Origin of the sequence: Pseudomonas sp. AMR01 (assembly GCF_041946035.1) — a bacterium.
Classification (GTDB): domain Bacteria; phylum Pseudomonadota; class Gammaproteobacteria; order Pseudomonadales; family Pseudomonadaceae; genus Aquipseudomonas; species Aquipseudomonas antarctica_B.
In genome coordinates this window covers 25,861-39,529 of sequence record NZ_JAUTYR010000044.1, presented here as the reverse complement: position 1 = coordinate 39,529, position 13,669 = coordinate 25,861, and the positions used below count along the sequence as shown (strand labels likewise).

14 protein-coding genes are annotated in these 13,669 nt (G+C 59.3%); 3 read left to right on the top strand and 11 right to left on the bottom strand.

What is annotated here, in order from left to right:
* Window positions 1–109: 109 nt before the first annotated feature.
* Complete coding sequence (locus Q7C20_RS24075) at window positions 110–937, bottom strand: SDR family oxidoreductase (protein WP_375070790.1); 828 nt, start codon at window positions 935–937, stop codon at window positions 110–112.
* A gap of 329 nt (window positions 938–1,266) precedes the next feature.
* Here Q7C20_RS24075 and Q7C20_RS24070 point away from each other — a divergent pair, with 329 nt between their 5' ends.
* The gene (locus Q7C20_RS24070; RefSeq protein WP_065873322.1) at window positions 1,267–1,419 is read left to right on the top strand and encodes a DUF3309 family protein; all 153 of its coding nucleotides are present in this window, start codon (window positions 1,267–1,269) and stop codon (window positions 1,417–1,419) included.
* Window positions 1,420–1,477: 58 nt separating this feature from the next.
* Here the strand turns inward: Q7C20_RS24070 and Q7C20_RS24065 are convergent, their stop codons facing one another.
* The 5 genes from Q7C20_RS24065 to Q7C20_RS24045 all read right to left on the bottom strand — a co-directional run bounded on the left by Q7C20_RS24065 (window position 1,478) and on the right by Q7C20_RS24045 (window position 7,265).
* The gene (locus Q7C20_RS24065; protein WP_375070788.1) at window positions 1,478–3,565 is read right to left on the bottom strand and encodes an LTA synthase family protein; all 2,088 of its coding nucleotides are present in this window, start codon (window positions 3,563–3,565) and stop codon (window positions 1,478–1,480) included.
* A 413-nt stretch (window positions 3,566–3,978) separates the two neighbouring features.
* Window positions 3,979–4,170 (bottom strand): PLDc N-terminal domain-containing protein, encoded by a 192-nt coding sequence (locus Q7C20_RS24060; RefSeq protein WP_003172956.1) that lies wholly within the window; start codon window positions 4,168–4,170, stop codon window positions 3,979–3,981.
* A gap of 67 nt (window positions 4,171–4,237) precedes the next feature.
* On the bottom strand, window positions 4,238–4,768 hold the full coding sequence (locus Q7C20_RS24055) for a hypothetical protein (protein ID WP_375070785.1): 531 nt from the start codon (window positions 4,766–4,768) through the stop codon (window positions 4,238–4,240).
* A 41-nt stretch (window positions 4,769–4,809) separates the two neighbouring features.
* Entirely contained in the window at window positions 4,810–5,325 is a 516-nt protein-coding gene (locus Q7C20_RS24050; protein WP_375070784.1) for an ankyrin repeat domain-containing protein, read from the bottom strand.
* Window positions 5,326–5,438: 113 nt separating this feature from the next.
* On the bottom strand, window positions 5,439–7,265 hold the full coding sequence (locus tag Q7C20_RS24045; protein WP_375070782.1) for a long-chain-acyl-CoA synthetase: 1,827 nt from the start codon (window positions 7,263–7,265) through the stop codon (window positions 5,439–5,441).
* A gap of 396 nt (window positions 7,266–7,661) precedes the next feature.
* Between Q7C20_RS24045 and Q7C20_RS24040 the strand changes: the two genes are divergently transcribed.
* Entirely contained in the window at window positions 7,662–7,940 is a 279-nt protein-coding gene (locus tag Q7C20_RS24040) for a DUF3509 domain-containing protein (RefSeq protein WP_159963267.1), read from the top strand.
* Between the two features lie 58 nt (window positions 7,941–7,998).
* On the opposite strand, the gene Q7C20_RS24035 is transcribed toward Q7C20_RS24040, so the two are convergent.
* Complete coding sequence (locus tag Q7C20_RS24035) at window positions 7,999–8,277, bottom strand: helix-turn-helix transcriptional regulator (RefSeq protein WP_348059825.1); 279 nt, start codon at window positions 8,275–8,277, stop codon at window positions 7,999–8,001.
* Between the two features lie 216 nt (window positions 8,278–8,493).
* Entirely contained in the window at window positions 8,494–9,378 is an 885-nt protein-coding gene (locus tag Q7C20_RS24030) for a LysR substrate-binding domain-containing protein (protein ID WP_375070781.1), read from the bottom strand.
* Window positions 9,379–9,485: 107 nt separating this feature from the next.
* Here Q7C20_RS24030 and Q7C20_RS24025 point away from each other — a divergent pair, with 107 nt between their 5' ends.
* Entirely contained in the window at window positions 9,486–10,775 is a 1,290-nt protein-coding gene (locus Q7C20_RS24025; protein ID WP_375070779.1) for an MFS transporter, read from the top strand.
* Here Q7C20_RS24025 and Q7C20_RS24020 read toward each other — a convergent pair.
* The 3 genes from Q7C20_RS24020 to aroC form a co-directional block, all read right to left on the bottom strand.
* Window positions 10,732–11,262: an acireductone dioxygenase gene (locus tag Q7C20_RS24020; protein ID WP_375070778.1), complete on the bottom strand. Its 531-nt coding sequence runs from the start codon at window positions 11,260–11,262 to the stop codon at window positions 10,732–10,734. The genes Q7C20_RS24025 and Q7C20_RS24020 overlap by 44 nt on opposite strands.
* A complete protein-coding gene (locus Q7C20_RS24015) occupies window positions 11,259–12,419 on the bottom strand; it encodes an MFS transporter (RefSeq protein ID WP_375070776.1) in 1,161 nt (386 codons plus the stop codon). Before Q7C20_RS24015 ends, Q7C20_RS24020 begins: the two co-directional genes overlap by 4 nt.
* Before the next feature lie 73 nt (window positions 12,420–12,492).
* Window positions 12,493–13,584, bottom strand: a complete 1,092-nt coding sequence (gene aroC, locus Q7C20_RS24010; RefSeq protein WP_375070774.1) for a chorismate synthase — start codon at window positions 13,582–13,584, stop codon at window positions 12,493–12,495.
* Between the last annotated feature and the right edge of the window lie 85 nt (window positions 13,585–13,669).

Below are 13,669 nucleotides of genomic sequence, written 5' to 3'. Positions count from 1 at the left end.
TGGGGCGAAGACCTTTTGGTTACTTTTGGGGCGTTTGCCAAAAGTGACCCGCTGTAAGAGCGGAACCGATTTCAGCCGTTACCCAACCAACGGATATACACCCAAAAACTCACCCCTTAACAGCCCCAGCACCAGCCTGAGCCTTGGCCCGCATCTTATCCGCCATCAACGCCATCTCGTCATACAACAACCCAGGATTCTTCTGCTTCAACCCCCAGGCCATCCGCCCCTGCTCATGGGGCAAAATCATAAACTCCCCCTCAGCCACCCGCTGATAGATGTAGTCAGCAATATCAGCCGCCGAAATCGGCGAACTCTCAAGCAACTTACCCACCTGCGCCTTCATCGCCGGCGTAGGCCCACGGAACGAGTCCAGCAAATTGGTCTGGAAGAACGAAGGGCACACCACATGCACCCCCACTTCCTGCTGCCTGAGCTCCACCAGCAAACTCTCCGACAACGCCACCACGCCCGCCTTGGCTACGTTGTAATTACTCATGGCCGGCCCCTGCATCAGCGCCGCCATCGAAGCAATGTTGATGATCCGGCCCTTGCTCTTCTCCAGTAACGGCAGAAACGCCTTGCACCCCTTAACCACCCCCATCAAGTTAATCGCAATTTGCCAGTCCCAATCCTCCAGCGACAACTCGGCAAAGAACCCACCCGACGCCACGCCAGCATTGTTGACGATCACATCAATGCCACCCAGCTTCACCTCACACGCCTGGGCAAACGCCGTAAGCTGGCTGTAGTCCCGCACATCACAGCGCTGCACAAACCCATCGCCGCCGGCCTCGCGCACCAACTTGAGGGTTTCCTGCAAGCCAGGCTCGCTGACGTCCGACAAGGCCAACTGCCAACCCTCGCGGGCCCAGCGCAGCGCGATTTCACGACCCAGGCCCGACCCGGCGCCGGTAATCATCATGCGATTTTGCATAGGAACATTGCCTTGTGGTTCACAGAAGAAGTGATCGGCAGTGTAGCGAAGGTTTTTCCCGCACCCACGCACCATCCAATTGATGAATGCCTCGGGCAAACCGTGAGCCGGGTGCGAGGCTGGCTTAAAGCGTAAGTTCAATCTTTTTCAACTAAAGCACGTTATTTGCGAACGCATTAAAAGAAATAAGCATGTTTGCGAAATGCTTTAAGGAATCATGGAATTTTTTACGAAGTGGCACAGTCGGAGTTGTTAAGGCGTCCGTATTTAAACCCACGGGCCTGTCGTTAAATAACCGGTCTCTACAGAAGGCCTACAAGGAAAAAGTCATGAGCCTCATTTTAATCATCATCCTGATCCTGCTGCTGGTCGGCGGCCTGCCCGTATTCCCGCACTCGCGTAACTGGGGTTATGGCCCGTCGGGTATTCTGGGTGTTGTACTGGTCGTTCTGCTGGTACTGATGTTGCTCGGCCGGATATAAACGCCGGACAAAAAAAGAGGCCTCCTGGAGGCCTCTTTTTTTATGCCCGACTATTAAGTTAGTCCGGCTTGCCGTTGATCACACCAGCGGTGTTATCCAACAGGCTCTTGGTCGCCGTCTGCAGGAACGACTCAAGCTTCTGCTTCAGCGCTGCTTCGTCCGGCGATTCAGGAATTACCTTACCGGTCGGGTTAGCGCCCAGTTCGTATTCCCACAGTTTCGGTGGCATCTCCTTCGGCAATACGAGAATGCGGTCTGCGGTGACCAAAGCTACGGTCTGGTCGCTGCCCGAGGGCTTGATCACACCAAAGCCTTTGTCGCCTTCCGGCAGGTTCAGCAGGTCGCGGCCCCAGCATTGGTGCAGGGTGTCGCCACCCAAGCGGCCCATGATGGTCGGCACGATGTCGATCTGGGTGCCCACGGTGTGGTCACGCTCGCCGAATTTTTCCTGCACGCCCGGTGCAATGATCAGCATCGGCACGTTGAAGCGGCCCAGGTCCATTTCGGTAATTTGTTGCTCGTTACCGAAGCCGTGGTCACCCACGACCACAAACAGGGTTTCCTTGAAGTACGGCTCTTTGCGGGCCTTTTCAAAGAACTGGCCCAAGGCCCAGTCGGAGTAACGCATGGCCGTCAAATGCTCGTTGAGGCTGCCACGGTCGGTGACTTTCTCGACCGGCAATGGCGTCGGCAACGCGTACGGCGTGTGGTTGGACAGGGTTTGCAGCAGGGCGTAGAACGGCTTGCCGCCTTCGCGGGCTTTCAGCTCTTCCAAGCCACGGTTGAACATGTCCTGGTCGGACACGCCCCACGTCGGGTCGGAGAATACCGGGTTGACGAAGTCGTTACGCCCGATGAAGTTGGTCATGCCCTGGTTGCTGAAGAAGCCCGACTGGTTGTCCCAAGCGAAGTCGCCGTTGTAGACATACACGTCGTCAAAGTCGCGTGCGCTGAGCAGTTGCGGCAGGCCCGACAGTTTGTGGCTGCCTTCCGGCGTCTGCATCAGGTATTCGAAGCCCGGCAGGTTCGGGAAGCAGGCCATGGTGGCGAACATACCTTGGTGGGTGTGAGTGCCGTTGGAGAAGAAACGGTCGAACAGCAGGCCTTCCTTGGACAGCTTGTCGAAGTAAGGCGTGATGTTCCCCGGGCGACCCAGGGCGCCGACCGAGTGACCGGCGAAGCTTTCCATCAGGATGACGACGACGTTCTTGATCGGCAGGGTTTTCTCGGCCGGTGGCGTGTAGTCACGGCGCACTGCGGCGATGTCGGCATCTACCAGTTTTTCTTGCGGCAACACCAGCATGTCACGCACGGTCTGGGTCGCCAGCGGCTGCTCCAGGGTGGCTTTCCAGATGTTGGAACGCTCTTCGGAGAAGCGCGACTTGGCCGCAGCAATCAACGACAGGGTACCGTTCAAGCCCAACTGGTTGGCGAAGTTCGAGTCGGTGGTGTAGACATCACCCCAACGCAGTGGCGGGCCCTGGCGCAGGGTGCCACGGATGGCGACGACAGCGATCAGCAGGCAGACCACGAACACGGCGGTGCGCGTGTACCACGGCGCCACCTGGCGTGTGCCGATGCTGCCGCCGCTGAACGGCCCGCGTGGGCGGGTCGCGCGGTCGGCGCCCTTGAACGCCATGCTCAGGATCAGCGTGCCGACGGCCCAGGCCAACAGGTAACGCACCACCGGGAAACCGTACCAGAGCATGCTCATCACGGTTTTCGGGTCTTCCTTTACATACTGGAAGACCAGGCCGTTGAGGCGCTGGTGGAACTCGCGGTAGAAGTCCATTTCCATCAGGCCCAGGAACAGGGCAATGCTGGACGCGACGGTCAGCCACAAACGGAAGAACCCGCGTGCCGCCATGGCCCGAACGCTGAACAACGCCAGCAGCAACGGGACCAGCAGGTACATCACCAGGCGTATATCCAGGCGCAGGCCGTTGGCGAACGCTTCAAGGAAGGTCGAGGCCGGCGTATCGAGGATCATCTCGCGGTTGTAGACCAGCAGCGCCAGGCGCAGCAGGGAGAACATCACCATCATGACCAGTGCGCAGAGCGCCGTGTACGCCAGATGGGATTTGACGGTCGGTTGCAGCAGGCGATTAGAAGCTCGCTGCTGACTCAGGGCGTCCGGGTTTGCCATGTCGTTTCAGGACCCATTGGAAGTTTAAGTTGCGAAATAATGCAGTTGCGTCCGTCCCTCGCCCAGGCTTGCCGGGGTAGGCGGTTATCGCGGTGGCGCAAATGGTGCCCGATCAATGGCATCAACGCTATTAATTACTGAACGTGTGCGGTTGCGCAGCCTTTAACGTTACTCGAGTTAGAGCCTTGGCAACGCTGTAAAAGCGGGCGAATTGTCTTGGAAAAGATGTGAAAATTCTGTGCAGCGAATATTTCGAAACACAAATCTCATGGGTGCACTGAAAACCAATGTGGGAGCGGGCTTGCCCGCGATAGCGTTCTTACAATCAGCATTGCTGTGACTGAAAGATCGCTATCGCGGGCAAGCCCGCTCCCACATTTAGTACGGTGCTCACTTCAAATTGAATGAAGTGTTTAGATCCGCACGTTACCCCGTGGCCCGGCAATTGCCCAAATGATCAGGCCCAATACTGGCAGCAACAGGATCAACAAAATCCACAGCACTTTGGCACCTGTGCTGGCACCGCTTTTAAATACGTTGATGATCGCCCAGATATCCAGCGCCAGAATGATCAAGCCAATAAGGCCGTTGAAAGTAGAACCCATGGTGTCGCTCCTAAGTGAGGTCATGCACTTGTAGGATAGTCCGCCCTGGCTGGGGTTCCGTTTTATTTCAGACGTGAATGGCGACGCGCAGGGCTTCCAGGGACGGCTCGGCCTTGATGCCCACTTCGGCGCACAATTCAAGCACACGCGGCAGGTCCTTGCCGTACACCAACACCGCTTGAATCTCATCGTCGAGCAACTGGCTGAAGTTCAACAACACGTAACCACCGTCTTGCGGGCTGAGGGCGCTCATCTGGATCTGGATGCGGTTCAGCGCCGTGAGGTCTTCGGTCTTGGCCAGTTGCTTGGGCTTGAGGTTGAACGCCACGGCCGGGCCGAACGAAGCGACGATCTGTGCAAACAGTTCGCCGTAGGTGTCGGCCTGAAACAGCACGGTGTCCGGCAAGCTGCCGACCACGATCCACTCGCCCAATGGGATAGGGAACGTGTCGTCGTAGTTGATATCCGGGTTCGCTGCCAGAAAGGCCACAGGGTCCGCGTAGGCCTGGGCCGCTTCTTCAGCGATACGCGCCACCTCGTCTTCGCCCATGACGCCGGCGCTGATTTTGCTGATGAGTTCGACGAGGGCGGTTTTCATGGGGAGATCCTGTCACGGGCTGGCTTTTGAGGGCGCGTAGCCTACACCAGTTTCTGCAATAGCGCCGTCGTATCCACTGCGCCCATGGTCTGTGCCGCCGCCAGTGCAGTTGCGCCCTGCGCGTCGGTCGCCTTCGGGTTGGCGCCCTGGCCGAGCAGGTAGTCGAGCATTTCGACGCGATTGAACATGGCAGCCATCATCAGCGCCGTACGGCCGTCAGAAGATGCAGCATCCACCGGTGTGCCACCTTCGATCATCGCTTTGACGACGGGCAGGTTGCCCTTGAACGCTGCACCGGCCATCGGCAGTTGGTTCTTGTCATTGGCGATCTGCGGGTCGGCCTTGAATTTGAGCAGCACTTTCACCGCTTTGACATGGCCGTGGTAGGCGGCGAGCATCAGCAAGGTGTCGCCATTGTGGTTACGCAGGTTGGGCGTCAAGCCCTTGGCCAGCAGCGCGTCGAGCATGGCGTCATCGCCCTTGCGGGCCACGTCGAAGACTTGCTCGGCAAATTCGGCGGCTTCATCGTCGGTCATCTGTTTGGGCTGGTCTGACATGTGGGGCTCCTTGTCTGGTGTGCCTTAATAGGCGCCCAGTGTCGCGATGGAGTTCCCCACTGTCATGCCTTTTTTGTGAAAAAAGGCCATAGGCAGAATCAATAGCGCTGCATTTAGTAACGAAAAAACCCACCTTGTATCTGTGCCAACAACGGGCCGGTGACCGGTACGTAGCAATCGGAACCCGGTAGCCACGCGAAGACGGGATCGGCACCGGCCTTGCCTGGGTCGAACGCCTCCTCCTTGAGCTTTACTTTCTGGTACTTGAAGGTGCCGGTGGTTTCCATCTTCACCTTGATGCGCAGAAACAACGGCACCGCATAGTGCGGCAACTGGCCGTGTGCGAACTGCAGCAGCTCGCGCATATCCAGGGCGGCCAGGGATTCACTCGGGGTGATGGCGACCATGCCGGCACGGCCATTGGTGTTTTCGATCTCGACGCCGTAGGCCACCACCTCGGCGATCTGCGGGTGCTGCAGCAGCACGTTTTCGACTTCGGTGGTCGAGACGTTTTCGCCTTTCCAGCGATAGGTATCGCCCAAACGGTCGACGAATTGCGCATGACCGAAGCCAATGCTGCGCAACAAGTCGCCGGTGTTGAAATAACGGTCGCCTTTCTCGAACACGTCGGTGAGCACCACCTTGCGGTTTTTTTCCGGGTCGGTGTAGCCGTCAAACGGCGACTTGTCATCGATCCTGGCTAACAACAGCCCCTGCCCGCCCGTGCGTACCTTGTGCATGAACCCATCGCTGCCACGGACCGGCTCGCCCGTGTCATGGCTGTAGTCCACCAGCGCCCAGTGCTGCAGGCAAAAGCCGATGGTGTTGTCGAAATTCAGCACGTTGGTGAAGCCAATATTGCCGTCGCTGGCGGCGTAGAGTTCGCAGATGTGTTCAACGCCATAGCGTCGCTTGAACTGTGCCCAGACGCAAGGGCGCAGGCCATTGCCGACCATCTTGGTCACGCGGTTATCGAGGTCTTGCGCACCTGCTGGCTGATCAAGCAGATAACGGCACAGCTCACCGACATAGCCCAAAGTAGTCGCCTTGAACTTACGCGCGTCATCCCAGAACTGGCTCGCGCTGAATTTGCGCCGAATGGCAAACCCCGACGCGCCGACAATTGCCGAGCCCCAACACACGCACAAGCCCGTGGCGTGGTAGAGCGGCAAGGTGCAATACAGAACGTCGGACGGCCCCATGTTAAGGGCGATGCTGCCGAAGCTGACGGCGGTTTTGGTCCAACGCCCGTGTTTCATGATGCCGGCCTTGGGCAGGCCGGTGGTGCCCGAAGTGTAGATGTAGAAGCAGGGGTCGTTGAAATAGATCTGCGCAGTGCTGGCGGGGTTGTCCTCCTGGCATTCGGCGCTGGCGACCAGCAGGTCGATATAACCTTGCGGTGCCGGGCTCGTCTGTTGGTCGGCCACCCACCAGGTTCTGTCCGCGCTGATCGCTGCCTGGTCGCGCACCGCCGCGTAGGCGCTGACCAATTCTGCCCCCACCACAATCGCCACCGGGTTCACCAGATTGAGGCTGTGCAGCAACACCGCCTGGGTCTGTGAAGTATTGAGCATGGCGCAGATGCCGCCCAGCTTGGCCACGGCCAGCACACTCAATAACAGTTCAGGGCGGTTTTCGATAAACAGTGCAACCACATCGCCTTTGCGAAGGCCCTGCGCCTGCAGGTGATGGGCAATGCGGTTGGCGCGCCGATTGGCTTCGCTGTAGCTCAGCACGCGGTCGCCGTACAACAGCGCTGCGCCTTGCGGGTTGCGCAGGGTCGCTTGTTCGAAGTGCCAGCCCAGGCCGCAGGGTTGGCCGGGATCGGTGACATTCGCCGCGCGCATACCGCGCACCACCCGAGGCAGGGCTCGAACAATGGAGGGCACCTTACGCAGCATCATGCCCCAGGTAATCATATCGTCTCGCGGAGGGCTCATTCAGGAACGTCCTTTTTCTTATTATTCGTCTGATCCGAAAGCATCGGCGGCCCGGTCGGTAATCGGCCGAATGCCTTGCAGGAAAATACGCCTGCGGTTCTTTGGCTGTACACGCGGGATTTGAAAAGTTTTGTATCCCGGGGCGAGCATCCTTAAGTAACGGAATTTTGCGACGCCGCAAGGGTCATTATCTGTAACAACAATGCGAAAAAGCCGACTTCGATAGCGCAAAATGCAGGATGCACGATGGCTATTCATGCAAATTGCACGAAAACGAAAAATCCTGATTTTTTTAAGCCTATGATTTATAACGACTTTTTTCGATAAGCAATACTGGCACAATCACTGCACCTATCACTCCATGCTTGCCAACTTGAGCCAACGGAGCTGATAGACATGAGCCTGATCCAAGACAAATTCGCTTCTGTATTTTCCCAATACGATGTCACCACTCAGCCGCGCCCTGATGGCGGTATCCTGCTGACCCTGCGCGACAGCGAAGGCAAACAGGTGAAACGTTCGATTTCGTACCAGCAATTGCACACGGCCGATCAACTGACTTGGGTGATCAGCGCCATTCGCCGCGACCTGGCCGAACAAGCCAGTGACCTGCCGCAAATTTCCATGCTGCAAAGCCAGAACCGCTTTGCGCTGCCGACCTATCACTCGGCTTAAATAACAGACCCAAAAAGGGCCGCGACACTACCCAGTGTCGCGGCCCTTTTTTATGCGTTCAGCACAGCCCTTGGCGGGATGCCTCATTCATTGCTTGCACCCGGTTGGTCACTTCCAATTTGCCGTAGATATTGCGCAGATGGAACTTCACCGTGGCCTCGGAAATATCGCGAATCTGGCTGATTTCCCAGACAGTCTTGCCTTCTGAAGCCCATCGCAGAATTTCCAGCTCCGTCGGTGTCAAGGGTTTGCCGGACAAGCTCAGGCGCTGTTTTGGCAGCCTGGACCCGCTGTCCGATTCGCTCGACGGTGGTCCGAACTCCTCTGTGCCGCTCATATCTCTCTCCCTTAGGGTGGCTTCGCAATACCGACCTTCGGAGTCTTCCTATTGACAGTCGGTATAAACATTGAGACCAGAGAGAGTTACATAACCTTGATAACCAGAATGTAAGGCTGATGATAAACAGCCCGGCCTTACATTAAATTAAGGCGCTTCCCACGATAAATTCCAACTTGCCTGAGTTGAACATTTTGGATAGGTGGATATTGCCCCTTAATTAACCACTTCACTGCGAATCGCCTGGGTGACGATACTCGCCAGGCGCTCGGTCAGTTGGTCAGGGGTGGCCTGTCGCCGGTGCAGAGTCAGCGCGATACTGGGCAAAGGCGGCAACCCCCGCTCGGCGGCTGCCAGCACCGCTGTTCCCGCCTGCATACCCAGGGATGTCCTGATGGTGTAGCCCAGCCCCGCCTCGGTGGCCGCCGATAAGCCGTTGAGGCTGGAACTGGTGAACGATAACAGCCAGGGAATGCCCTTGTCGGTCAGGGCTTGCGTCGCCATTGAATGAAAGGGGCACGGCGCGTCAAAGGCAATGATCGGCAAGGGCTCGCCTGAATCGGCGGTCCAGTTCAGGTATTCATGGGAGGAACCTATCCACTGCATAGGCAACTGCGCCACGCGTTCCTGGTACCCGCCGCTATGCTCGTCTCCCCACACCACGGCGAGGTCGAGTGATCCATTGTCGATTCGACTGAGCAGGTCAGCGTTACGCGCGATCCTGGCTTCTACCCGCACCTGCGGATGGGCCCTGGCGAAGCGGCCCAATACCGTGGGCAGGAAACCACTAAGGTCTTCCTGCAGGCCGAGGCGCACCCAGCCCTTGAGCTTGACCTCGGACACGGCAGTGATCGTTTCGTCATTGAGGCTCAATAAGCGCTTGGCGTAGTTAAGCAGCACCTCCCCCGTCTCCGTCAGCGCAAGCCCTCGCCCGGCTTTGGTGAACAAGGGCGAACCCGCCTGTGCCTCGAGCTTTTTGAGTTGGGCGCTGATCGCCGAAGTCGAGCGGTCGAGCTTCTGCGCCGCCTTGGCAAAACTGCCCAGTTCAACGCCCGTGACGAAGCTGCGCATCACGTCCAAATCGAAATTCACCGGTCGCATGATCATCCTGATTTTCGGGACTAATGAGCCAAATAATTTGATATTCGGAACGATGCGCCCGTGAGAGCCTTTTGCCAACGAATTATTGGTCTTTTTTTGGGGTGCTTATGCCAGTCGATAACGGTCACCGCTGGAAAGTGCTTGGGGTCGGCGTTGCGGCCAATGCCAGCTTTTCCAGTGTCGTCGGGGGGCTGCCGGCAACCGCCATTTATATGCGCGCCACCTATCAACTCGACACGACGCAGTTGGGCCTGGTACTGGGCGTGCTGGGGCTGGGCATTGCCATCAGCGAAATTCCTTGGGGCCTGCTGACGGATCGTTGGGGCGATCGCCCGGTGTTGCTCACCGGCCTGCTGAGTTCAGGTATCGCCCTGGCACTGTTGGCGGTGCTGGCACTCTACACACCCACTCTGGCGTTGCTGGCTATCGGGCTGTTCATCGTCGGCCTGCTCGGCAGCAGCGTCAACGGAGCCAGCGGCCGAGCGATCATGGCGTGGTTCAAAGAAGGCGAACGGGGCCTGGCCATGAGTATCCGGCAAACGGCCGTCCCCGGCGGCTATGCGCTGGGGGCATTGATCCTGCCGTACCTGGCGCATACCTACGGCTTTGTTCAAGTGTTTGGCGCCAGCGCGCTGTTTTGCCTGGTGGCCAGCTTCTTTGCGTGGTTATGGCTATACGAGCCGGACTTCGACGGAACCACCGCTAAAAAGTCCGGCGCAACGCCCGGCGGCAGCCCGCTGAAAGACTCACGGGTGTGGCGCATCGTCCTGGCCATCGGCCTGCTCTGTGCCCCGCAGTTCGCGATTCTCACCTACGCAGCAGTGTTCTTCCACGACTTCAGCCACTTGGACATCACCCTGGTCTCGGCGACCCTGGCAGTTATCCAGATCGGCGCAATCGTCAGCCGTATCTGGAGCGGACGCTGGACCGACAAAAACAAAAATCGCCGCAGCTACCTTAAAGCCTGCGCGTGGCTCAGTGCCCTGACCTTCCTGCTGCTGGGCGCGACCGTATCAATCGCCAGCACTTACGGGATAAGCCAAACACCGCTGGCCAGCACCCTGATCATCGCCGTGATGGTAATCGCCGGTATCAGCGTCTCCGCCTGGCATGGCGTGGCCTACACCGAACTGGCCACTCTGGCCGGTGCCAGCCGAGCGGGAACCGCACTGGCGATGGGCAATACCTGCGTGTTTGTCGTGCTGTTCGCTACGCCCATCGCAGCGTCAGTGCTGATGACGCATTTCTCCTGGGGCACGGTGTGGCTGGCCGCAGCCTTCTGTGCACTGCTGACCGTGCCGCTATTTCCCCGTGTAGATAAAGCCGGAAGGGGCATGCGCCTCTTCGGGCGGGTCAGTCATCCAGCCCCGGAAACCCGGTGCCAGCCTCTCCCGTGAATTCAGGCACTGGCCCTTGCCGTGTGCGGGACAGGCGCAAGGTCACGCAATGCGGGTTCTCACCGATATCAAACCCATGCGCCAGACCGGCCGGAATCACCAGCAGATCGTTTTTCTCACAGCGTACGGCGTACACATAGTCGCCCACCCGCAGGTTGAACAACCCCTGCCCCGCGACGAAAAAGCACGCATGATCTTCAGCGTAGCGACGCTCGTCCCGGTACCTGGCACGCAATTCGTCTTTCTGAGGATGATCGGTACTGACACGCTGCACTTCAACCGAGCCATAACCCAAAGCATCGATCTGCGGCCTGTAGGCCGCAATCATCTGCGCCTCAGTGGCGCCTTGCACCAGCGCCATGGCCGGCTGCCATCGCTCGAAACGCACGCCCTGCGCACCCAGCGTGGCGGCGATGTCGTCGAGGTGGGTCAAGACTTTGTTCGGCGTATCCGGTGAGGCGACGGGGTAGACAGCGACATAACTCATTGAACGGTTCCTTTGTGCTCCGGCAATCGAAGGCCGATGATAAGGGCGGCAACCAGGGCGGCGACGCTGGCGATACTGAACGTCAGCGTGGGGCCCAACAGGTTCCAACTGTAACCGGCGTACAGCGCACCCAGTGCTCCGCCGGTTCCGGCGAGTGCGGCATACAGCGCCTGGCCCTGGCCTTGCTGGCGATCACCAAAACTGCGCTGTACAAAGGCAATCGCCGATGCGTGAAAGCTGCCAAAGGTGGCGGCGTGCATCACTTGCGCCAACAGCAACACCCAGAGGTATTCGGCAAATGAACCCAGCAGCAGCCAGCGCAGCGCAGCCAACAGGAAACAGGCCAACAGCACCCGGCGTATCGAAAAGCGCGTGAGGAGCCGGCTCATGGCCAGGAACATCAGCACTTCCGCAACTACGCCCACGGCCCAGAGCATGCCAATAACGCCACGGCTGTAACCGAGGTGTTCGAGGTGCAGGGTCAGGAAGGTGTAATACGGGCCGTGGCTCAATTGCATCAGCGCCACACAGGCGTAAAACGCGAGCACGCCGGGGCTGCGCAGTTGCTTGAGGAAACCGTCGGCGGCCAGGCGGTTGCCATGGGTGGCGGGTTGCGCATTCGGCACCCAAAGGCTGGCGCCGATGATGCCGGCCATGATCACCACGACCACCACCGGGTAGATGTCCAGGCTCAGCCAGTCGAACAGGCGGCCCATGATGACCACGGTGAGGATGAAACCGATGGAGCCCCACAGGCGGATTTGGCTGTAGCGCGCGGTCTGTTTTTGCAGGTGGGCCAGGGTGATCACTTCAAATTGCGGCAGCACGGCGTGCCAGAAAAATGCATGCAGGGCCATAACCAAAGCCAGCCAGGCGTAGGTTTTACTGACGAAGATCAGCGAAAAACTGGCCAGGGTGCACACCGCGCCGAAGCGCACGATGGCCAGGCGTCGGCCGGTGTAGTCGCCCAGCCAGCCCCACAGGTTGGGCGCCACGCAGCGCATCAACATGGGGATGGCCACCAGCTCGCCGATGCGCGCGCTGGAGAAGCCCAGGTGGTCGAAGTACAGCGCCAGGAACGGCGCTGTCGCCCCCAGCAGGGCGAAGTAGAAAAGGTAGAAGCTGGAGAGGCGCCAATATGGGAGGGGGCTGGTCATTGGTTTGTATGGGGCTGCTGCGCAGCCCAGCGGGAGCAAGCTCCCTCGCCACAACAAGCTCGCTCGCCACAGGTCACAGCTGGCCCAGTACCGGCGTGCTCACACGCACATCGGCATTTTGCCCACGGTTGCGCAGCAGGTGGTCCATCAACACGATGGCCATCATGGCTTCGGCAATCGGCGTGGCGCGGATGCCGACGCATGGGTCGTGGCGGCCCTTGGTGATCACGTCCACCGGGTTGCCGTGCACATCGATCGAACGGCCCGGGGTGGTGATGCTCGACGTGGCTTTGAGTGCCAGGTGCGCAACGATCGGCTGGCCGGAAGAAATACCGCCGAGTATGCCGCCGGCGTTGTTGCTGAGGAAGCCTTCCGGGGTCAGCTCGTCACGGTGCTCGGTGCCGCGCTGGGAGACACACGCGAAGCCGGCGCCGATTTCAACGCCCTTCACGGCGTTGATGCTCATCAGCGCGTGGGCCAGTTCGGCGTCGAGGCGGTCGAAGATCGGCTCGCCCAGGCCGGGTTTCACGCCTTCGGCGACCACGGTGATCCTGGCGCCGACGGAGTCTTGATCGCGGCGCAACTGGTCCATGTAGGCTTCCAGTTCCGGCACCTTGGCAGGATCAGCGCTGAAAAAGGCGTTGTCGTCGACGCTGTCCCAGGTCTTGAACGGGATTTCAATCGGGCCCAACTGGCTCATGTAGCCGCGCACCACGATGCCCTGGGTGGCCAGGTATTTCTTGGCGATGGCGCCGGCGGCCACGCGCATGGCGGTTTCGCGCGCCGAGCTGCGGCCACCGCCACGGTAGTCGCGCTCGCCGTATTTGTGATGGTAGGTGTAGTCGGCGTGGGCCGGGCGGAACAGGTCCTTGATCGTCGAGTAGTCCTTGGACTTCTGGTCGGTGTTGCGGATCAGCAGGCCGATAGCGCAACCGGTGGTGCGGCCTTCGAACACGCCGGAGAGGATCTCGACCTCGTCGGGCTCCTGGCGCTGGGTGGTGTGGCGGCTGGTGCCAGGCTTGCGGCGGTCGAGGTCACGCTGCAGGTCTTCCAGCGAGAGCTCAAGCCCGGGCGGGCAGCCGTCGACAATGGCGACCAACGCCGGGCCATGGCTTTCGCCCGCGGTGGTGACAGTGAACAGCTTGCCGAAGGTATTGCCGGACATGCAGGGCGCTCCGTGAAATCAGTTGAATCAACTCAACCGTAATAACTTAAGGCGGCCAGTATACGCAGGCTAACCGACTAGTTCA

What these genes read in the sequence shown, in the direction of transcription:
- Q7C20_RS24065 (WP_375070788.1), bottom strand. Translation starts at nt 3,565, where the DNA reads ATGGCAAACCCGGACGCCCTGAGTCAGCAGCGAGCTTCTAATCGCCTG.
- Q7C20_RS24070 (WP_065873322.1), top strand. Translation starts at nt 1,267, where the DNA reads ATGAGCCTCATTTTAATCATCATCCTGATCCTGCTGCTGGTCGGCGGC.
- Q7C20_RS24020 (WP_375070778.1), bottom strand. Translation starts at nt 11,262, where the DNA reads ATGAGTTATGTCGCTGTCTACCCCGTCGCCTCACCGGATACGCCGAAC.
- Q7C20_RS24055 (WP_375070785.1), bottom strand. Translation starts at nt 4,768, where the DNA reads ATGAAAACCGCCCTCGTCGAACTCATCAGCAAAATCAGCGCCGGCGTC.
- Q7C20_RS24050 (WP_375070784.1), bottom strand. Translation starts at nt 5,325, where the DNA reads ATGTCAGACCAGCCCAAACAGATGACCGACGATGAAGCCGCCGAATTT.
- Q7C20_RS24075 (WP_375070790.1), bottom strand. Translation starts at nt 937, where the DNA reads ATGCAAAATCGCATGATGATTACCGGCGCCGGGTCGGGCCTGGGTCGT.
- Q7C20_RS24025 (WP_375070779.1), top strand. Translation starts at nt 9,486, where the DNA reads ATGCCAGTCGATAACGGTCACCGCTGGAAAGTGCTTGGGGTCGGCGTT.
- Q7C20_RS24035 (WP_348059825.1), bottom strand. Translation starts at nt 8,277, where the DNA reads ATGAGCGGCACAGAGGAGTTCGGACCACCGTCGAGCGAATCGGACAGC.
- Q7C20_RS24040 (WP_159963267.1), top strand. Translation starts at nt 7,662, where the DNA reads ATGAGCCTGATCCAAGACAAATTCGCTTCTGTATTTTCCCAATACGAT.
- Q7C20_RS24060 (WP_003172956.1), bottom strand. Translation starts at nt 4,170, where the DNA reads ATGGGTTCTACTTTCAACGGCCTTATTGGCTTGATCATTCTGGCGCTG.
- Q7C20_RS24045 (WP_375070782.1), bottom strand. Translation starts at nt 7,265, where the DNA reads ATGAGCCCTCCGCGAGACGATATGATTACCTGGGGCATGATGCTGCGT.
- Q7C20_RS24015 (WP_375070776.1), bottom strand. Translation starts at nt 12,419, where the DNA reads ATGACCAGCCCCCTCCCATATTGGCGCCTCTCCAGCTTCTACCTTTTC.
- aroC (WP_375070774.1), bottom strand. Translation starts at nt 13,584, where the DNA reads ATGTCCGGCAATACCTTCGGCAAGCTGTTCACTGTCACCACCGCGGGC.
- Q7C20_RS24030 (WP_375070781.1), bottom strand. Translation starts at nt 9,378, where the DNA reads ATGCGACCGGTGAATTTCGATTTGGACGTGATGCGCAGCTTCGTCACG.